The organism is Microbacterium sp. TNHR37B, assembly GCF_001620065.1.
Taxonomy (GTDB): Bacteria; Actinomycetota; Actinomycetes; order Actinomycetales; family Microbacteriaceae; genus Microbacterium.
On the sequence record NZ_LQGV01000003.1, the window covers coordinates 1 to 18,000 of the forward strand.

Sequence of the window (18,000 nt, forward strand, 5' to 3'; positions counted from 1 at the left end):
GCGGGAGTCGCCTCGGCGGCAGGCGCCGACGGGCGCGCGGAAGCCGGGGTCGGACGGGCCGGACCGGGCTTGGCCGCCGGGGCCGCGGGCTTGGCGGCCGGCTTCGGTGCGGCGTCAGCCGGCTTGGCGGCGCCCTCGGCCTCGAGCGCAGCCCGAAGCTTGCGAGCCACGGGCGGCTCGATGGTGGACGAAGGGCTCTTGACGAACTCGCCGAGCTCCTTCAGCTTCGCGAGGGCGACTTTGCTGTCGACGCCGAGCTCGGAAGCGATCTCGTGTACGCGTGGTTTTGCCACAATTCTCCTGTCTGGGGCCTACCCAGGACAGGGCAGACCGTTACGTGCGGACGGGTCTCATTTCGAGCCGTTCACTTTGTGTCCATAGCCGTTCAGCCGTTTCGCTGGTGGGTGGGTGTGATGGTCTGCGTATCGAGCGGGCTCGACACACGCAATGCTCGTCCGAAAGCACGGCGCCGCAGAGCGGTGTCCTTGCATTCGTCCGTGTCATGCACCCACGCGCCCCGGCCCGGAAGAACAGCCTTCTCGTCGATGACGAGCACGCCGTTCCGAGCGACGACCCTCAGTAGTGAGGATCGGGGGGCACGCACGCGGCATCCCACGCACGTTCGAACAGGTTCCATCCTACCCCCTCTTGCCGCGCTGCGATTTCGACTCGACCGCCGGGATCGCTCGGCCGACCCCGGGCCACCGCGGCGCCGCGCGCCGACGAGCCGTCACGACTCCAGGATCGAATCGGGCTGGATGTCGATCTTGGCCCCGGTGAGCTTGGCCGCCAGGCGGGCGTTCTGCCCTTCCTTGCCGATCGCGAGAGAGAGCTGGTAATCGGGCACGAGCGCGCGGACGGCCTTGCTGCCCGCGTCGAGGATGAAGCTGGAGGTGACCTTGGCGGGCGACAGCGCATTGGCGACGAACTTCGCCAACTCGGCGTCGTAGTCGACGATGTCGATCTTCTCCCCGCCGAGCTCCTCGGTCACGGCACGCACGCGCCGGCCCAGTTCCCCGATGCACGCGCCCTTGGCGTTGATCGCCGGGTCGTTGGCGCGCACGGCGATCTTCGTGCGGTGCCCGGCCTCCCGGGCCAGGGAGACGATCTCCACGAGCCCCGACGCGATCTCGGGCACTTCGAGCGCGAACAGCTTGCGCACCAGACCCGGGTGGGTGCGCGAGACGGTGATGGCCGGTCCCTTGGTGCCCTTGGCCACTGAGGTCACGTACACGCGGAGCCGCGAACCGTGCGCGTACTCCTCGCCCGGGACCTGCTCCTCGGGTGGGAGGATCGCCTCGATCGTGCCGAGGTCGACGTGCACCATGCGCGGGTTGGGACCCTGCTGGATGACTCCGGCGACGATGTCGCCTTCCTTGCCCCGGAACTCCCCCAGGATCGCGTCGTCGGCGATGTCCCGGAGCCGCTGGCTGATGACCTGCTTCGCGGCGAAGGCCGCGATCCGCCCGAAGTCCTCCGGGGTCGACTCTTCTTCGCGGATGACGGCACCCTCGTCGTCGAGGAGCGGGATGAACACCGCGACGTGCCCGGTCTTGCGGTCGAGCTCCGCCCGTGCACCGTCGGGAAGCTCGCCGGTGGGAGAGGTGTGCTTGGCGTAGGCGGTGAGGATGGCCTGCTCGATGATGCGAACCAGTTCGTCGAAGGGGATCTCCTTCTCGCGCTCGACCGTCCGCAAAAGTCCCAGATCGATGTCCACAGGTTCCTCCCTATTCACGTCTCTCACCGCGGCGTCGCCGCCTCGGCATCCCCACAACGTTACCCGATCGTCTCCTCCCCCGCGCCGGGGCCACCGCCCGATCGACGCCCAGCCGTCGACTGGCTAGCGTGAGCGGAGGACACGGAGAGGGAGAACGACGACGGTGAACGACACGACACGAGAGGTCGCCCGCGAGGCGCGTTCCTCGACGGTCCTGCGTCTCCTCGCTCGCGGGGGATACGCCGCGAACGGAGTGGTGCACGTGATGATCGGCGCCGTCGCGTTCGTGATCGCCTTCGGCGGACGCGGGAAGAGCGACCAGACCGGGGTGTTCACCGCCATCGCCACGGCGCCTCTCGGATTCGCCGCGCTGTGGGTCATGGCAGCCCTCCTCGCGGGACTCGGCCTCTGGCACGCCGCGTCCGGCACCGCCGTCCTGCGTTCGTCCGATGCGAAGAAGTGGGGCGTGCGGCTGTCGGAATGGGGACAGGCCGTCGTGTTCCTCGCCCTCGCAGCGATCGCGGTGACCGTGGCGCTCGGGTCCCGACCCGACGCGAACGAGACGGTGCAGCAGGCGAGCCGCGGCGTGCTCACGATCCCGGGAGGTCCGTGGGTGCTGGGGCTCGTGGGCATCGGGATCGGCATCGGCGGGATCGCGTTCGTCGTGATGGGAGTGCGCCGCTCCTACCGCAACAAGGTCACGATCCCCCACGGTCCCCTGGGCGTCATCGTCACGGCGCTCGGGACCGTGGGCTTCGTGGCCAAGGGCGTCGCTCTGTCGGTTCTCGCCGTGCTCCTCGTGATCGCCGCCGTCCGCGTGGATCCCGACACGGCGGGAGGGCTCGACAGTGCGATCCGGGCGCTGCTGGAGGTCACCGGAGGTCCGGCGATCGTGGCGGCCGTCGGCGCCGGATTCATCGCCTACGGGATCTTCTGCTTCTTCCGTGCCCGCTACGCGCGCCTCTGAGGCAGCGCCTGGAGTGGGGGCGCGGTCGGCAGTTCGTTCACCGCGCGGATGAGGTGGAACAGCTCCCCCACCCGGAACGGGTCGAAGCGCATCACGAGGCGTGGCAGCTCGACACGATCCGCCTCTTCCACTTCACGGCGCAGGGGTGCGGATCGTTCGATCCGTCCGCGCGTCAGCAGGGCCCCGAAACGATCATTGAGCGACTCCAGGTCGGCGTCCGACGGCTCTGCTCGGAGGCGGAGGACGAGCCGGCCACCCACCCACCGCAGCGAGTCGTAGTTGCGCCAGAACCCGGTGATCGCCTCGGCGGCCTCGGTCACCGAGTCGGTGAACAGCACCCGATCGAGATCGTCGGGAGAGATGACCGCCGCCGGGATGAGGTGGCGATCGGCGAACTCGCGCAGCCCGTGCCAGAAGGTTCCTCCGGGAGCATCGAGCAGGACGATGGGAGCGGGCTCGGCCTTGCCCGTCTGCTGCAGGGTGAGGAGCTCGAACATCTCGTCGAGCGTGCCGAAGCCTCCCGGCAGGCACACGAAGCCGCTCGACTCCTTCACGAGCATGAGCTTGCGAGTGAAGAAGTACTTCATCGCGACGTTCCGAGAGCCCCCGGCAATGACCGAGTTGGGCTTCTCCTCGAACGGAAGCCGGATGGAGACGCCCAACGAGTGTTCTCCGCCGGCTCCCTCGGCCGCCGCCTGCATGATCCCCGGACCGGCCCCGGTGACGACCATCCAGCCGCGTCTCGCCAGCTCTCGCGCGAGCTCGACGGTCGCCGCATACAGGGGGTCGTCGGGGCGGGTCCGCGCCGACCCGAAGACGGTGACCTTCGGCACCGCACGGTACGGGGCGAACAGGCGGAACGCTTGGCGCATCTCCGCGAGAGCGGCCGAGGTGATCTTCAGGTCGAGCCGGCTCGTCTCATCCAGCCCGAGACCGACGCCCGTGATGAGGATCCGTGCGACGAGCTCGACATCGTCGTCAGCGCCCGCGATGCCGGCGTCACGGATCACGCGGCGGACGTCGTCGGTCACCTGCGGCGGAATGAGGCTCTCCGTCATGCCCTCAGCCTGTCACGCATCGGTGCCGGACGGTGACGGACCGGTGAACGGAAGCCTGCTCGGTACAGACACGCGCCCCCGTCGATCCTCGCGCGGGCGTATCGATTCCCGAAGCCCTGTCAATCCCCTCGGTGCGCATCGCGAGCCGTGGCATCGTCGGCGCATGAGCGAGAACGGCAACGACGAGAACCGCAACGAGGTCGGCGGCGCGGAAGCGATGGCGCGCGTGAAGGAACTGGTGGAGGACATCGACTTCACCATGCTGACGACACATGACGATGACGACAATCTCGTCAGCAGGCCCATGAGCACGCGCGTGATGGACGAGGAGGGGAACATCTGGTTCTTCACCTCGGATGAGACCAAGAAGGTCGACGAGGTGCGCGCGGATCGGGCGGTCGGGCTCTCGTACATCGACGCGAAGGGAATGCGCTTCGTCTCGATCGCCGGAACCGCCCAGGTGCTCCACGACCGGGCACGAATGGAGGAGCTCTACAGCCCCTCGCTGGACATCTGGTTCGAAGACGGCCTGGACACCCCCGACATCGCGCTCCTGCGGGTGACGCCCCGCGAGATCGAGTTCTGGGAGCCGGCCCACGGCAAGCTCGTCATAGCGGCGGGGATGCTCAAGGCCCTGGTGACGCGCGATCAGCCCGACGACACGATGCGGCACGGACGAGTATCGCGCTGAACGCGCTCTCCCGGTCGCGAGGCACGGGGTCGCCGAGGCATCCGGGCTAGCGTGGTGGCGTGACCATGCCCCTCCCCCCTCGCCGCGCCGACCCCGGACTGATCGGCCTCCTCGGCTTCGTGATGGCGACGGTCATCGCGCAACTGGCCCACCTGGGCGTCCTCGAGGAGAGCCCCGTGTTCTGGGTGGGCGCGGTCTTCGGCGGCGTCGTGCAGGTCATCGCCGGGATGCTGGCGTGGGCCGACGGCGACGACTTCCACTTCCTCGTCTACAACGCCTTCGGCTGGTACTGGATCGTCCAGCCCGGGTTCCTCCTCGGCGAGGAACTAGGCGTGTTCGACGTGTCCGATGGCGCCCGTGGGACATTCGCCCTGGCGTTCGCGATCCTGGCGTTCGTGTTCGCGTTCGCCGGAGCGGCGCACAACACGGTGCTTCCGCTCACGCTGGCCAGCGTGTCGCTCGGCCTCGCGCTGCAGGCCGCCGCGGCCTTCACCGCTGGCACCGGACTTGCCACGGCGGGGTCGATCGTTCTCCTGATCGCGTCGGGGCTCGCCGCCTACATGGGGGTCGAGAAGTTCTATTGGCGGACCCTCGGGCGCCGGGTCGTTCCCCTGGGACCGGCCTGGGTCAGCGCCCGCGCCGACCCGGAGTCGTGACGGAGCACCACCGCGCCCGGTACCGCTACACCGCCAGTCGCGCGACGATCTCCTCGGCGGGAACGACCTCCCGCTCGCCGGTCCGACGGTCCCACAGTTCCACCTGGCCGTCGGCGGCACCTCGGCCCACGATGACGATCCTGGGCACGCCGACGAGCTCCGCATCGGCGAACTTGACGCCCGGCGACACCTTGGGGCGGTCGTCGTAGAGCACGTCCCGTCCGGACTCCTCCAGCTGCGCAGCCACCCGCTCAGCGAGATCGAAGGCCAGAGCGTCTCGCCCCGTGGCTACCACCTGCACATCGAACGGAGCGACCGACGCGGGCCAGACCAGGCCCTTGTCGTCGTTGTTCAGTTCGGCGAGGATCGCGAGGATCCGCGTGACGCCGATGCCGTAGGAGCCCATCGTGACCGTCACCTGCTTGCCGTTCTCGTCGAGCACCTTCAGCCCGAGCGTCTCGGCGAAGTAGCGCCCGAGTTGGAAGACGTGTCCGATCTCCATGCCGCGCGCGAGTTCGACCGGCCCGGACCCGTCGGGGGCGGGGTCACCCGCGCGCACGTTGGCGACCTCCACGAACCCGTCGCCCGCGAAGTCTCGGCCGGCGACCAGCGAGTGGACGTGCTTCTGATCGATGTTGGCCCCGGTGATCCATGACGTCCCCTCGACGACGCGCGGATCGAGAAGGTAGCGGATGCCGGTAGCCGACTCCTCGCCGAGGATGGCTCCCTCCTCCGACCAGGGGCCGATGTAGCCCTTCACCAGCAGCGGGTGCCGGGCGAAGTCCTCAGGCGTCGCGGGCTCGACGACCGCCGGGGCGAATGCGACCTCGGCGCGCTTGTCGTCGACATCGCGATCGCCGGGGATCCCGACGACGACCAGCTCGCGCGTCCCGTCGAGATGTGTCAGGGCGAGGACGACGTTCTTGAGCGTGTCAGCGGCGGTCACCTCGCCGTCCAGCACCGTCGCGGCATGCCGGACGAGCGTCTCGATCGTCGGCGTGTCGGGCGAGTCGAAGATCACCGGAGCCGGCAGCCCCTCGATCGATCGCGGCTCAGGCGCGACGGTGACGAAGGCCTCGACATTGGCGGCATAGCCCGCCGCCGAGCGCACGAAGGTGTCCTCCCCCACGGGTGTCGGGTGGAGGAACTCCTCACTGCGGGCCCCGCCCATCAGGCCGTTGTCGGCGGCGACGATGGCATACTCCAGGCCGAGGCGCTGGAAGATGCGCTCGTACGCGTCGCGCTGCGCCTGGTAGGACTTCTCGAGCCCTTCATCCGTGTAGTCGAACGAGTAGGCGTCCTTCATCGTGAACTCGCGACCGCGCAGGAGGCCGGCGCGCGGCCGCGCCTCATCGCGGTACTTGTCCTGGATCTGGTAGATCGCCAGGGGGAGGTCTTTGTACGACGAGTAGAGGTCTTTGACGAGGAGGGTGAACATCTCCTCGTGGGTCGGCGCGAGGAGGTAGTCGGCGCCCTTGCGGTCCTGCAGCCGGAAGATCCCGTCACCGTAGGAGGTCCATCGTCCCGACGCCTCGTACGGGTCGCGCGGGAGCAGCGCCGGGAAGTGCACCTCGAAGGCACCGGCCCGGGACATCTCCTCGCGAATGATCCCCTCGATCCGGGCCTTCACCCGCAAGCCGAGCGGAAGCCACGTGAAGATGCCCGGCGCGGCGCGGCGGATGTACCCCGCGCGCACGAGCAGCCGGTGGCTGGTCACCTCGGCATCAGAGGGGTCTTCGCGGAGAGTGCGGAGGAAGAAGTTGGAAAGACGCGTGACCACGAGGGTCAAGCTTAGTGCGGGGCGCCGCGCCTACACGGCGACTCTCAGGCCCCCAAGAAGAGCTCGGCGACCGACAAGAGGTCTGATTCCCGAACGCCGCGAGTCCCGACCCACACCAGATCACCACCGTCGTCGATCAGAACCCCGGTCTCGCCGGATGGGCTCTCCCACAGCGTCGCAGGCACGCCTGCCACCGTAACGTCTCGCGATCCCGCCATCGCCGCGGCCTGAGCGTCGCGTGCCCACGCTCCGCCCGGGATCACGAGCACCCCCAGCTCCCGGAAACTGTCCAGCTCGGACCAGTCGCAGCGCACGGAGCCGCCGGTATGGTCGGCGATCCGGCGTTCGAGCGGCCCGGGCCCTTCCTCGATGCGCGTCGGGTAGATCACATCGTTCTCGAGGACATCGGTGACGGCGAGGCGCTCGGAGAGCGATTCGCAATCCAGAACGACCTCCTGGGCGTCCACGCCCGCCGGAGACACGTCTCGCACCGCCGCGGCCACGGCCTGCAGAATCGCGATCTGCGGGGCCGGCACGTCCTCGGGCGCCTCGTCGCCGGAGACGACCATCGACACCAGCACCCAGACCTTCCCTGAGGTCTGCGAGGCCGCGCACACCGCCTCGTCGTAGTCGAGCCCGCACCCCGGTGCGCCGATGGCCTGGTCCACACCGGTGGCCCGATCCGCGGGCAAGAGCACGATCTCTCCCGCCATGGAGCCGCTGCGGAACGGGCAAGAGAGCCCGCCGATCGTCTCGATCGCCACCTGCCAGAGCCCACCGGACTCGCGGGGTTCGGCACCGTCCGTCGTCCGGCTGACCTCTGCGTCCGAGAACAGTCCGTCGCATCCATCGGCCAAGAGCGCCTGGGGCTCGGTCCGCGATGGCGCCGGCGAACCCGACGAGCTTGCCGAGGAGGGCTCCGCTGGTGGCGGCGTGAGGTCGGGATCGCCGACGTCGGCCTGGCAGCCGGAGAGCAACAGCGCCGCCGCCAGCGCGATGACGACCGGGCCGACACGTGTAAGACGGGAGCGAGACAGCGTGCGCATACCACACACCGTACGCAACAACCGCCGGCCTACACTGGGCGCGTGTCTTCCCGTCGATCACGCCTGGTACCGAGCGAGATCCGTGAAGAGCTCGCAGAGTCGCTCGCGGCGCTCCGAGAGAGTCTCGACCTCCCGCGTGCGTTCTCCGCGGAGGTGGAGGCCGAGGCACTCGACGCTCGCGCCAGCACACCCACCGACCCCGCGTCGACGGGTCTTGCGGATCTCCGCGAGATCGAGTTCGTGACGGTGGACCCGCCCGGTTCGACCGATCTGGATCAGGCGGTCCATCTGTCACGCACACCGACCGGCGGTGTGCTGCACTATGCGATCGCCGACGTGCCCGCCTATGTCGTGCCCGGCGGCGCCGTCGACGTCGAGGCGCGCCGCCGAGGACAGACGCTGTACGCGCCCGATGGGCGGGTCCCGCTGCACCCGCGTGTCCTCGGTGAGGACGCGGCATCACTGTTGCCCAACCGAGACCGGCGCGCTTTCGTGTGGCGGTTCGAACTGGACGACCGCGCTGTTCCGGTCCGCACCGAGCTGATTCGGGCAGTCATACGTTCGCGTCGCCAGTGGGATTACGAGAGCGCGCAGCGTGCGATCGACACGGGGTCCGCACCCGAACCGCTCGCTGCCATGCCCTGGTTCGGACAGGAACGCGCATCGCGCGAGCGCGAGCGCGGCGGGGCGAGCCTGAGCTTGCCGGAGACGAGGGTGGTGGTCGAAGAGAACGGCTATCGGCTCGAGCGCCGCGAGGGCGTCGCGCTGGAGGACTGGAACGCGCAGGTCTCCCTCCTGACGGGCATGGCCGCGGCGGAGATCATGCTGCGAGGCGGCGTCGGCATCCTTCGCACCATGCCACCTGCCACAGCCGAGGATCTCTCCGAGTTCCGTAGCCGCACGGTGGCGCTCGGAATCCCTTGGCTGCCGGAGGTTTCTTACGGCGAGTACCTGCAGTCGTTGAATCGCTCGCCCGCCGCACGGGCGATCAAGGAGTACGCCGGAGGATTGTTTCGCGGAGCCGGCTACGTCGCGTTCCGCGGCGAGACGCCCGAGGAGACGATTCAGGCCGCGATCGGCGCTCACCACCGCGCCGTTGCGGCGACTGGTCGACCGGTGGGTGCTCGTGATCTGTGAAGCTCTCGCCAACGGTAGAGAGGCGCCCCGATGGGCCACGGAGAGCCTTCATGAGCTCCCGGCTCTCATGAGCCGAAGCGCTCAGCGCTCGAGTCAGCTGACGGCCGGAGTGCTTGATCGTGTGGAGGCGGCCGTGTTGCACGGTCACGAGGGGGCGGAGTTCACCGCGGTCGTCGTGGGAAGTCGCACCGACGGCGCCCGCGTGCAGCTCGCGCAGCCGCCGGTGGACTCCAAGGTCGTCGGCCTCTCGGCCGAGCCGGGTTCGACTCTCCGGCTGCGGCTTACCAAGGCCGATGTGACCACCGGGACGACGGAGTTCGCGGCGGTCGACTCGAACGGTGAAAGCGGCGTGCGATGACGACGGTACTCCTCACCGGCTTCGAGCCGTTCGGAGGTGACGCCGTCAACCCCAGTGGCGAAGCCGTACGGCAGGTAGCCGCGCAGTGGGATATGCCTGCACGGCTGGTCACGGACGTCCTACCGGTGACATTCGAGGGAGCTGCCGCGCGCCTTCGCGAGTTGCTCACGACGCACCGACCAGACGTGGTGCTCGCCACGGGCCTGGCTGGCGGACGGGCAGCGGTAGGCGTCGAGCGCATCGCTGTGAACCTCCTGGACGCACGCATCCCGGACAACGCCGGCCACCAGCCCATCGACGTGCCGAGCATGTCAGGCGCGCCCGCAGCGGCTTTCGCGACCGTGCCGGTGAAAGCGGTCGCTGCCGCCATCGTCGCGGCGGGCATTCCGGCAGAGGTATCGCACTCGGCTGGAACATTCGTGTGCAATCACGTCTTTTTCACCGCGCTCCAGGAGGCGCTCCCGCGTGCCCGTGTGGGGTTCGTGCATGTGCCCTGGTCACGCGAGCACGCGCCTCAGGGCCAGCCAGCGTTGCCTGCAGACGCGATCGCACAGGCAGTTCGCCTGGCCATCGTGACCACCCTCGATCCCGGGGGGACACCGGCGCTCGTCGGAGGGGCACTGCACTGACCCCCGTGGCGCCGCCCCGCGCGCGTCGCTCCGCCGGCCCAACCGCTCACCGTGCGATATATTGCGTATCACGCCGCCGCTCGATCGCAAGGAACCGCATGAACCTCGCCGACTTCCCCCGCTATCCGCTCACCTTCGGGCCGAGCCCCCTGCAGCACCTGAAGCGCCTGACGCAGCATCTCGGGGGCGCACAGGTGTGGGCCAAGCGCGAGGATGTCGCCAGCGGCCTCGCCTTCGGCGGCAACAAGGTGCGCAAGCTGGAGTACATCGTCCCCGACATCCTGGCCAGCGGCGCCGACACACTCGTCTCGATCGGCGGCTATCAGTCCAACCACACGCGCCAGGTCGCCGCCGTCGCCGCACACCTCGGGCTGAAGGCGCGTCTCGTGCAGGAGAAGTGGGTGCCCTGGGACGACCCGACCAACGACCGCGTCGGGAACATCCTCCTCTCGCGCATGATGGGCGCTGACACCCGCCTCGACGACGCCGGCTTCGACATCGGCATCCGCGACTCGTGGCGACAGGCCCTCGCCGAGGTGGAGGCTGCCGGAGGGACTCCGTACGCCATCCCCGCGGGTGCCTCCGAACATCGCTTGGGCGGCCTCGGCTTCGCGAACTGGGCCTTCGAGGTCGCCGAACAGGAGAAGAGCCTCGGCGTCTTCTTCGACACCGTGATCGTGTGCACCGTCACCGGCTCGACCCACGCCGGCATGATCGCCGGCTTCGCCGCATTGGAGGAGCTGACCGGGGTGCGCCGACGCATCATCGGCATCGACGCCTCGGCGACGCTTCGCCAGACTCAGGACCAGGTGGAGCGCATCGCTCGCCACACTGCGGCGCTCATCGAGCTGGGTCGTGACCTGCGCGACGATGAGATCCAGGTGCTCGATGGATGGGCCGGAGACCTCTACGGCGTCCCCGTCGACTCGACCATGACGGCGATGGCGCTCGGCGCCCAGCTGGAGGCCATGATCACCGACCCGGTCTACGAGGGCAAGTCACTGGCGGGACTGATCGATCTCGTCGAGTCGGGAGACATCCCGCGAGACTCGACCGTGCTGTACGCGCACCTCGGCGGCCAGCCCGCTCTCAACGCCTACCACTCGCTGTGGCCGTGAACCCTCGACCGCTCATCCCATCGCCGACAATGCGCGCTCGGCGAGCGTGAGCGCCATCTCCTGAGGCACTCCGACCACCTCGAGCACGTTGACCCCGTCGGTCGCGAACACGGCGGCGTTTCCATCGCCGAGATCGAACGCGACGGCGGCGTCGGCACCGGGCACACTCGCCGTGCTCGCACCCTGGGCAGCAGCGATCCCGTCCCATCGCCACGCCGCCCCCGGCGCAAGGTCGAGCGAGACGATGTAGAACGTGCCGTCGGGCGCGCCGCCGGCCTCCCCCGTGAACCAGGGGCAGGTGAGCTGCGCGCCCGCATCGGCGAGCATCAACTGCTCGCGTGAGGGATTGCCCTCCCAGTACCCGCTGCGATACCCCTCACCGAGAAAGCCCTCCAGGCGGACCCGCTCGGCGAGGTCGGCGCACTCCGGCATCGTCCACCATCCATCGCCCGGAGGAAGGGCCGCCGCCTCGACCCCGTCGCCGATGCTCGTCTCGACGGCATCGAGCGCCTCAGGCAGGAACGCGGCCGAGTCCAGCTCGTCACCGGGCACGGCAGAACGGACGACGACCCACACGTCGCCGATGACGCGTCCCAGCCGGCACACCGTCGTGTCGTACGCCGGGTCGCAGTGCATCTCGGCCAGGTCACTCACGGAGGGATGCTCCGCATGGTCTGCGGGCACGATGACCACGCCCAGATCCCAGGGAGAGCCGGAAGAGAAGTCTCCGCCGATCATCCAGTGGCAGTCGAGGCCACCCATCGTCTCCAGCCCGCCGGCGGACGGCAGGATGGGGCTGTTCGGCACCCATTCGAGCACCCTCTCGTCCCGCGTCTTCCATCCCTCACCGAGGAGTTCGTCGAGCTGCGCCGCGGAGAGGACACTGCCGCAGTCGCCGTTCAGAGGCACAGTCGGCGCGATCGCCGGCTCCGCGCTCGGGGTCGGATCGGCCGCTGCCGGCGTCGATGACGCCGCCGTGGGTGAAGCGTCAGGAGCTAGCGTCGGGGCGCACGCGACCAGCGAGATTGCGGCAGCGGCGACGGCGAGTGCACGGAGAGACCCGGTCATGAACGAATCGTTTCACGACGGGAGCGGTCCCATCCAGCGGCGGGTCATAACGATGCGATCTCACCCATTCCCTTCCGGGAATGCGGTCGAGGGGGTGGCACATAGCGCGGTCAGGAGTACTGTCTGCCTCGGCGCGGCGGGCGCGGATCGGAGGACATCATGGCCACCCTCGGCAACATCACCTTCTACGCGGACGACCCTCCGGCCCTCGCTCGGTTCTGGTCCGACGTGTTCGGCTATCCCTACGCGGAGTTCGACGACGACCTCCGGGCCCACCTCCTCCAGGGAGGCCTGCAACCAGAGGCCCTGAACTCGCGCGGCTTGGCGGAGGACCCGGAAGGACGGGGCCCCCGCCTGTTCTTCCACCACGCCGACGGCCCGAAGCGAGGACGCAACCGAGTGCATCTGGATGTCACGGCGCCGGACGACGGCACGGGCGATCGCCGGTCCGCATTGAGGGCGGAGTCCGACCGCCTCGTCGCCGTCGGCGCGAGCGTCGTGAGGATCGTCGATCAGACATGGGGTCCGTGGCCCGAGCTCTACATCCAGATGCGGGACCCCGAAGGCAACGAGTTCTGTCTGCAGTGAGGCGACGCCGTCATCCCTCCGTTGCGGCCTGCATCAGACGCGGCACGACGCCGATGCCGGCACGACGCTCGAACACCAGGTTCGTCTCCGTGGTCCGGACGATCGGATGCACGGTGATGTGCTGCAGGACGACGTCGCGCAAGGCCGCGGCGTCTCCGACGGCGACGTGCACGAGAAAGTCGTCGGCACCGGCGAGGTGGAAGACCTCCAGAGCTCCCGGGGTCCGGACGAGGTCGTCGAACAAGCGCACGACTCCCGCGGCATCGTGTCGCCCCAGACGCACACGGATGACGGCTTGGAGCGGGAGCCCGACCGCCGGTGGGGAGACCTCGACCTGAGGGAGGGAGAGGACGCCACGGGCGCGAAGCGCGCGCAGCCGGTAGGCGCACGTCGACTCGGGCACACCGAGGCCCGCGGCGAGCGCTTTGTTGGAGGCGGTCGGCGCGGCGACGACGGCGGCCAGCAGCCGCAGATCGAGGGCATCGAGCGGGGCGGGTCGCTGATCAGGCAATGTGGGAGCCTCCTCGGGCCTCTGATTTGGCGATGACCCTAGGATTGCAGCTCTCCTCCGCGTTCTCATTCATCTCAACCCCGTTGCACCAGAGGATGGAGCAAGATCGTCGCCATGATGCTCGGAGACCACCTGGAGACCATCGCCGTCCACGCGGCGCGAGACGACTTCGCCGAACTCGGGGTGCACGCCACCCCGCTCGACCTCTCGTCGACCTATCCCCTCCCCGACGTGGCGCGCGGAGGGGACTCCTACGAAGCGCTGGCCGCCGGGTCTCCCCCGCCGACCGGCGGCAGCAACGTCTACGCGCGGCTGTGGAACCCGACCGTGGCGAGGTTCGAGTCGGCTCTGGCGCGCCTGGAGTCCGCCGACCAGGCGATCGCCTTCTCGTCGGGCATGGCGGCCCTCACCGCGGCGATCCTCGCGCACACCACCGCACGCGGGCGGCGCCACGTGATCGCGGTGCGGCCGCTGTACGGCGGCACCGATCATCTCCTCGCCAGCGGCGTGCTGGGAACCGAGGTCAGCTTCTGCGAGGTGGAGGAGATCGCCTCCGTCGTCCGCGCCGACACCGGCCTGGTGATCGTGGAGACGCCCGCGAACCCCACGCTCGAGCTCGTCGACATCGCGCGCGTCGTGCGATCGGCTGGCGAGGTTCCCGTGCTCGTCGACAACACGTTCGCGACCCCCGTCCTCCAGAACCCGCTCGCACACGGTGCGGCGATGTCTCTGCACAGCGCCACGAAGTATCTCGGCGGGCACGGCGACGTCGTCGGGGGCGTGATCGCCTGCTCCGAGGAGACCGCGGAGCTTCTGCGTCCGATCCGCGCGATCACCGGAGCGATCCTGCACCCGTGGGCGGCCTATCTGCTGCACCGCGGGCTCCCGACACTCCCGCTCCGGATCTCGGCGCAGCAGGAACGAGCCGCTCGACTGGCCGACTGGCTCGCAGCGCGCGACGACATCGCCGAGGTGTTCTATCCCGGGCGATCGGGGAGCCCCCTCATGGGCTCTCAGCTCCGCGGCGGCGGCGCCATGATCGCCATCCGCCTGCGCGACGGCTATGCGGCCGCGTCCCACGTCGCCCAGACCACGCGGCTGTTCACGCACGCCGTGTCGCTGGGCGGAGTCGACTCGCTCATCCAACACCCGGCGGCGTTGACCCATCGCCCGGTTGCTCCCGAGGCGCGACCTTCCGCCGACATCCTGAGACTGTCGATCGGACTCGAGCACGTCGACGATCTCATCGCCGACCTGAGCGGAGCGCTCGATTCCGCCCCCCGCGCGGTACACGCCCCTGCGGGCGACCGCTCCGGAGCGTGAGCGGCGGGACTAGGACGTCACGACCTGCGCGGTCCCGAGCGGGGCATCCGGGCCCATCTCGGCCGCGATGCGGTTGGCCTCTTCGATCAGCGTCGCCACGATGTCGGCCTCGGGGACCGTCTTGATGACTTCGCCCTTGACGAAGATCTGGCCCTTGCCGTTGCCGCTGGCCACCCCCAGGTCGGCCTCGCGCGCCTCGCCCGGCCCGTTGACGACGCAGCCCATGACGGCGACCCGCAGCGGCACGGTCATGTCCTTGAGTCCCTCGGTGACGTTGTCGGCCAGGGTGTAGACATCCACCTGGGCGCGCCCGCACGACGGGCACGACACGATCTCGAGCTTGCGCTCCCGAAGGTTCAGCGACTGCAGGATCTGGTGCCCCACCTTGACCTCTTCGGCCGGCGGCGCCGACAAGGACACCCGGATCGTGTCGCCGATGCCCTCGGAGAGCAGGATGCCGAACGCCGTCGCCGACTTGATCGTCCCCTGGAACGCCGGTCCCGCCTCGGTCACGCCGAGGTGGAGCGGCCAGTCACCGCGCTCGGCCAGCAGCCGGTACGCCTTGACCATGACGATCGGATCGTTGTGCTTGACCGAGATCTTGAAGTCGTGGAAGTCGTGCTCCTCGAACAGTGATGCCTCCCAGACGGCGCTCTCCACGAGCGCCTCCGGAGTCGCCTTTCCGTACTTCTCCAGCAACCGGCGATCGAGCGACCCGGCGTTCACGCCGATGCGCAGGGACACCCCCGCCGCCTTCGCCGCCTGGGCGATCGCCCCGACCTGATCGTCGAACTTGCGGATGTTGCCGGGGTTGACCCGTACGGCGGCACAGCCCGCGTCGATGGCCTGGAAGACGTACTTCGGCTGGAAGTGGATGTCGGCGATGACCGGGATCTGGCTCTTCTTCGCGATGATGTGCAGGACGTCCGCGTCGTCCTGCGAAGGAACCGCGACCCGGACGATCTCGCAGCCCGAGGCCGTCAACTCGGCGATCTGCTGAAGCGTCGCGTTGATATCGGTCGTGGGCGTGGTCGTCATGGACTGCACGCTCACCGGAGCGTCACCGCCGACGAGCACCTTGCCGACGCGGATCTGGCGGCTCTTGCGACGCGGGGCGAGGACGTCGGGCACGCGCGGCATCCCGAGATTGACTGCTGGCACCCCTCCAGCCTACGCCGAGCCGTGGCATCGGGCCCTGTGCGCCGGCTGAGGCTCCCCTGCGCTCGGATGCCCCGGCCGCGATCAGTGGCACCGCCCGATCCTGCTATCGTGAGCGCATGTTCTCGAACCGCCCGTGGTGGCCCGCCTTCTAGGCGGTGTGTTCGCGAACTCAGACCTGACCGCCCCTGTCCCGGGCGGTTTTTCTGTCTCAGGCGATCGCCCGCCATACCCGGAAGGCTCCTCCGATGTCCGACGCCGATCCGCTCCGTTCCGCGTTCCCTGCGCTCCGGTCCGCCATCGCGAATGGCGCGCCCTTCGCCCTCCTCAGCCGCGACCCCGCATCCGTGGAACTGCTCACGGGGACCGTCGTCGATGTCGCCCTCCTGGGCGACATCCCCCTCACCGATGAGACGGGAACACCCCGCGAGGTCCTGGCGCTCGTGCCGTTCCGGCAGGTCGTGGAGCGCGGCTTCGAATGCCACGACGATCAGGCCCCGCTGCGGTGCCTGGTCGTCGAGGAGCACCACCGCTCCCCGCGCGACGAGGTCGTCGCCCTCCTTCCGTCCGCCCCGGTTCCGCTGACAGACGCGGGCTTCGACATCTCCGACGCGGAGTACGCCGACATCGTCCGCCGCGTGATCCGCGACGAGATCGGTCGCGGCGAGGGCGCGAACTTCGTCATCCGGCGCGACTTCACGGCGGAGGTGTCGGTGGATCCCGTCACCGCCGGCCTCACGTGGTTCCGCGCCCTCCTCGAACACGAACGCGGCGCGTACTGGACCTTCCTCGTCGTCACCGACGGACACGTCGCGGTGGGAGCAAGTCCCGAGGCGCATGTGAGCGCCCGGGGCGGGGTCGTGACGATGAACCCGATCTCCGGCACGTTCCGCCACCCCGCCGGCGGCGCCAGCCGAGAGACCCTGGCGCACTTCCTCTCCTCGACCAAAGAGACCGAGGAACTGTTCATGGTGGTGGACGAGGAGCTGAAGATGATGTCCGCCGTCTGCAGTGACGGAGGACGGATCACCGGTCCGCACCTCAAAGAGATGTCGCGGCTCACCCACACCGAGTACATGCTGCGGGGAACGAGCGCGATGGATCCGCGCGACATCCTGCGCGAGACCATGTTCGCGCCCACCGTGACCGGCTCCCCGATGCAGAACGCGTGCACCGTCATCACCCGGCACGAGAGGTCACCGCGCGGATATTACTCGGGCGTCGCGGCGCTGTTCACCCCGGATGCGGACGCGGGAGGCCACGACCTCGACGCGCCGATCCTGATCCGGACCGCCTACCTGGCAGACGGGCGTCTGCGCGTGCCGGTCGGAGCCACTCTCGTCCGTCACTCCGACCCCGACGGTGAGGTCAGCGAGACCCACGGCAAAGCCGCGGGGGTGTTGGGAGCTCTCGGCGCCGTCGAACGCGACCACGCCGCCGAAGCCGCTCTTCTCGACGCCGCCGCACTCGACGAAGACGCGCCGGCGGCCCCGACGCAGCGCCTCGTCGACGATCCCGAGATCGCGGCCCTCCTCGCCGCACGCAACGAGCGCCTGGCCCCGTTCTGGTTGCAGCCGCAGGGTCGCGACGACGCCGGTCCCTTCGAGGGGCGGACCGTGACGGTCGTCGATGCCGAGGACCGTTTCACCACGATGCTGGCCCATCAGCTCCGACACCTCGGTTTCGCCGTCACGATCACCCCGTGGCACGCCGCCGCCACGACGATCGACACCGACCTGCTCGTCTCGGGGCCGGGCCCGGGTGATCCCCGAGACGCGGGAAACCCGCGCATCCGACGCATGCGGGAGATCGTCGCCGCGCGTCGGGAGTCCGGTCGTCCGCTCCTCGCGGTATGCCTGAGCCACCAGATCCTGGCCGACCACCTCGGCATCCCGCTCGTACCGTTGGACAGCCCGCACCAGGGGCTGCAGAAGTCGGTCGACGTGTTCGGACAGCCGGCCTCGATCGGGTTCTACAACACCTTCACCGCGCGTGTCGCCGCGGGGACGTCGCGCGTGGGTCCGGCCGACGTGGCCGCCGACGCGGAGTCCGGCGACGTCTACGCGCTCCGCGGACCGGGCTTCTCCTCGGTGCAGGGGCACCTGGAATCGATCCTCTCGCGCGACGGCTTGGCGACACTCGAGCGCCTCATCGGTTTCGCTTTCGCACCCGCAGCGGCCTGAGGACGCCTCACC

The 18,000-nt window shown here is 69.3% G+C and carries 19 protein-coding genes; 10 read left to right on the top strand and 9 right to left on the bottom strand.

Annotated features, from left to right (window positions below):
- The 3 genes from AVP41_RS08305 to nusA all read right to left on the bottom strand — a co-directional run.
- Positions 1 to 293 (bottom strand): translation initiation factor IF-2 N-terminal domain-containing protein (locus tag AVP41_RS08305; RefSeq protein WP_442922786.1); only part of this gene is annotated, 293 nt, incomplete at its 3' end.
- Between the two features lie 92 nt (positions 294 to 385).
- On the bottom strand, positions 386 to 637 hold the full coding sequence (locus tag AVP41_RS08310) for a YlxR family protein (RefSeq protein ID WP_067163206.1): 252 nt from the start codon (positions 635 to 637) through the stop codon (positions 386 to 388).
- A gap of 93 nt (positions 638 to 730) precedes the next feature.
- Positions 731 to 1,717, bottom strand: coding sequence for a transcription termination factor NusA (gene nusA / locus AVP41_RS08315; protein ID WP_067163209.1), 987 nt, complete (start codon positions 1,715 to 1,717; stop codon positions 731 to 733).
- A 163-nt stretch (positions 1,718 to 1,880) separates the two neighbouring features.
- Between nusA and AVP41_RS08320 the strand changes: the two genes are divergently transcribed.
- Positions 1,881 to 2,684, top strand: coding sequence for a DUF1206 domain-containing protein (locus tag AVP41_RS08320; RefSeq protein ID WP_067163210.1), 804 nt, complete (start codon positions 1,881 to 1,883; stop codon positions 2,682 to 2,684).
- Here AVP41_RS08320 and AVP41_RS08325 read toward each other — a convergent pair.
- Entirely contained in the window at positions 2,669 to 3,742 is a 1,074-nt protein-coding gene (locus AVP41_RS08325) for a TIGR00730 family Rossman fold protein (RefSeq protein WP_067163212.1), read from the bottom strand. The genes AVP41_RS08320 and AVP41_RS08325 overlap by 16 nt on opposite strands.
- A 163-nt stretch (positions 3,743 to 3,905) precedes the next feature.
- Here AVP41_RS08325 and AVP41_RS08330 point away from each other — a divergent pair, with 163 nt between their 5' ends.
- Positions 3,906 to 4,433: a pyridoxamine 5'-phosphate oxidase family protein gene (locus AVP41_RS08330; protein ID WP_067163214.1), complete on the top strand. Its 528-nt coding sequence runs from the start codon at positions 3,906 to 3,908 to the stop codon at positions 4,431 to 4,433.
- Between the two features lie 65 nt (positions 4,434 to 4,498).
- The gene (locus AVP41_RS08335) at positions 4,499 to 5,089 is read left to right on the top strand and encodes an acetate uptake transporter (protein ID WP_067165707.1); all 591 of its coding nucleotides are present in this window, start codon (positions 4,499 to 4,501) and stop codon (positions 5,087 to 5,089) included.
- A 25-nt stretch (positions 5,090 to 5,114) separates the two neighbouring features.
- Here the strand turns inward: AVP41_RS08335 and AVP41_RS08340 are convergent, their stop codons facing one another.
- Positions 5,115 to 6,869: a proline--tRNA ligase gene (locus AVP41_RS08340; protein WP_067163216.1), complete on the bottom strand. Its 1,755-nt coding sequence runs from the start codon at positions 6,867 to 6,869 to the stop codon at positions 5,115 to 5,117.
- 44 nt (positions 6,870 to 6,913) lie between these two features.
- Positions 6,914 to 7,915, bottom strand: coding sequence for a hypothetical protein (locus AVP41_RS08345; RefSeq protein ID WP_067163218.1), 1,002 nt, complete (start codon positions 7,913 to 7,915; stop codon positions 6,914 to 6,916).
- Between the two features lie 42 nt (positions 7,916 to 7,957).
- Between AVP41_RS08345 and AVP41_RS08350 the strand changes: the two genes are divergently transcribed.
- The 4 genes from AVP41_RS08350 (at position 7,958) to AVP41_RS08360 (ending at position 11,157) form a co-directional block, all read left to right on the top strand.
- Entirely contained in the window at positions 7,958 to 9,052 is a 1,095-nt protein-coding gene (locus tag AVP41_RS08350; protein ID WP_231902714.1) for an RNB domain-containing ribonuclease, read from the top strand.
- A 67-nt stretch (positions 9,053 to 9,119) separates the two neighbouring features.
- Positions 9,120 to 9,410 carry a hypothetical protein gene (locus AVP41_RS16940; protein WP_231902715.1) on the top strand — a complete coding sequence of 97 codons (291 nt, stop codon included), beginning with the start codon at positions 9,120 to 9,122 and terminating at the stop codon, positions 9,408 to 9,410.
- Positions 9,407 to 10,039 (top strand): pyroglutamyl-peptidase I, encoded by a 633-nt coding sequence (locus tag AVP41_RS08355; protein WP_067163220.1) that lies wholly within the window; start codon positions 9,407 to 9,409, stop codon positions 10,037 to 10,039. The genes AVP41_RS16940 and AVP41_RS08355 overlap by 4 nt, the downstream gene beginning before the upstream one ends.
- Before the next feature lie 98 nt (positions 10,040 to 10,137).
- A complete protein-coding gene (locus AVP41_RS08360) occupies positions 10,138 to 11,157 on the top strand; it encodes a 1-aminocyclopropane-1-carboxylate deaminase (RefSeq protein ID WP_067163222.1) in 1,020 nt (339 codons plus the stop codon).
- Positions 11,158 to 11,169: 12 nt separating this feature from the next.
- Here the strand turns inward: AVP41_RS08360 and AVP41_RS08365 are convergent, their stop codons facing one another.
- Positions 11,170 to 12,225 (bottom strand): hypothetical protein, encoded by a 1,056-nt coding sequence (locus AVP41_RS08365; protein WP_067163225.1) that lies wholly within the window; start codon positions 12,223 to 12,225, stop codon positions 11,170 to 11,172.
- A 159-nt stretch (positions 12,226 to 12,384) separates the two neighbouring features.
- On the opposite strand from AVP41_RS08365, the gene AVP41_RS08370 reads away from it, so the two are divergent.
- Positions 12,385 to 12,813: a VOC family protein gene (locus AVP41_RS08370; RefSeq protein WP_067163228.1), complete on the top strand. Its 429-nt coding sequence runs from the start codon at positions 12,385 to 12,387 to the stop codon at positions 12,811 to 12,813.
- 10 nt (positions 12,814 to 12,823) lie between these two features.
- On the opposite strand, the gene AVP41_RS08375 is transcribed toward AVP41_RS08370, so the two are convergent.
- A complete protein-coding gene (locus tag AVP41_RS08375; RefSeq protein WP_067163230.1) occupies positions 12,824 to 13,324 on the bottom strand; it encodes an Lrp/AsnC family transcriptional regulator in 501 nt (166 codons plus the stop codon).
- Between the two features lie 114 nt (positions 13,325 to 13,438).
- On the opposite strand from AVP41_RS08375, the gene AVP41_RS08380 reads away from it, so the two are divergent.
- Positions 13,439 to 14,647, top strand: coding sequence for a trans-sulfuration enzyme family protein (locus tag AVP41_RS08380; RefSeq protein ID WP_067163232.1), 1,209 nt, complete (start codon positions 13,439 to 13,441; stop codon positions 14,645 to 14,647).
- A gap of 9 nt (positions 14,648 to 14,656) precedes the next feature.
- Here the strand turns inward: AVP41_RS08380 and ispG are convergent, their stop codons facing one another.
- Positions 14,657 to 15,787 (bottom strand): flavodoxin-dependent (E)-4-hydroxy-3-methylbut-2-enyl-diphosphate synthase, encoded by a 1,131-nt coding sequence (gene ispG, locus AVP41_RS08385; protein ID WP_067163234.1) that lies wholly within the window; start codon positions 15,785 to 15,787, stop codon positions 14,657 to 14,659.
- A gap of 266 nt (positions 15,788 to 16,053) precedes the next feature.
- On the opposite strand from ispG, the gene AVP41_RS08390 reads away from it, so the two are divergent.
- Positions 16,054 to 17,988, top strand: coding sequence for a chorismate-binding protein (locus AVP41_RS08390; protein WP_067163236.1), 1,935 nt, complete (start codon positions 16,054 to 16,056; stop codon positions 17,986 to 17,988).
- Positions 17,989 to 18,000: the final 12 nt, after the last annotated feature.

What these genes read in the sequence shown, in the direction of transcription:
- AVP41_RS08310 (WP_067163206.1), bottom strand. Translation starts at nt 637, where the DNA reads ATGGAACCTGTTCGAACGTGCGTGGGATGCCGCGTGCGTGCCCCCCGA.
- AVP41_RS08325 (WP_067163212.1), bottom strand. Translation starts at nt 3,742, where the DNA reads ATGACGGAGAGCCTCATTCCGCCGCAGGTGACCGACGACGTCCGCCGC.
- AVP41_RS08330 (WP_067163214.1), top strand. Translation starts at nt 3,906, where the DNA reads ATGAGCGAGAACGGCAACGACGAGAACCGCAACGAGGTCGGCGGCGCG.
- AVP41_RS08335 (WP_067165707.1), top strand. Translation starts at nt 4,499, where the DNA reads ATGCCCCTCCCCCCTCGCCGCGCCGACCCCGGACTGATCGGCCTCCTC.
- AVP41_RS08345 (WP_067163218.1), bottom strand. Translation starts at nt 7,915, where the DNA reads ATGCGCACGCTGTCTCGCTCCCGTCTTACACGTGTCGGCCCGGTCGTC.
- AVP41_RS16940 (WP_231902715.1), top strand. Translation starts at nt 9,120, where the DNA reads ATGAGCCGAAGCGCTCAGCGCTCGAGTCAGCTGACGGCCGGAGTGCTT.
- AVP41_RS08355 (WP_067163220.1), top strand. Translation starts at nt 9,407, where the DNA reads ATGACGACGGTACTCCTCACCGGCTTCGAGCCGTTCGGAGGTGACGCC.
- AVP41_RS08360 (WP_067163222.1), top strand. Translation starts at nt 10,138, where the DNA reads ATGAACCTCGCCGACTTCCCCCGCTATCCGCTCACCTTCGGGCCGAGC.
- AVP41_RS08365 (WP_067163225.1), bottom strand. Translation starts at nt 12,225, where the DNA reads ATGACCGGGTCTCTCCGTGCACTCGCCGTCGCCGCTGCCGCAATCTCG.
- AVP41_RS08370 (WP_067163228.1), top strand. Translation starts at nt 12,385, where the DNA reads ATGGCCACCCTCGGCAACATCACCTTCTACGCGGACGACCCTCCGGCC.
- AVP41_RS08380 (WP_067163232.1), top strand. Translation starts at nt 13,439, where the DNA reads ATGATGCTCGGAGACCACCTGGAGACCATCGCCGTCCACGCGGCGCGA.
- ispG (WP_067163234.1), bottom strand. Translation starts at nt 15,787, where the DNA reads ATGCCGCGCGTGCCCGACGTCCTCGCCCCGCGTCGCAAGAGCCGCCAG.
- AVP41_RS08390 (WP_067163236.1), top strand. Translation starts at nt 16,054, where the DNA reads ATGTCCGACGCCGATCCGCTCCGTTCCGCGTTCCCTGCGCTCCGGTCC.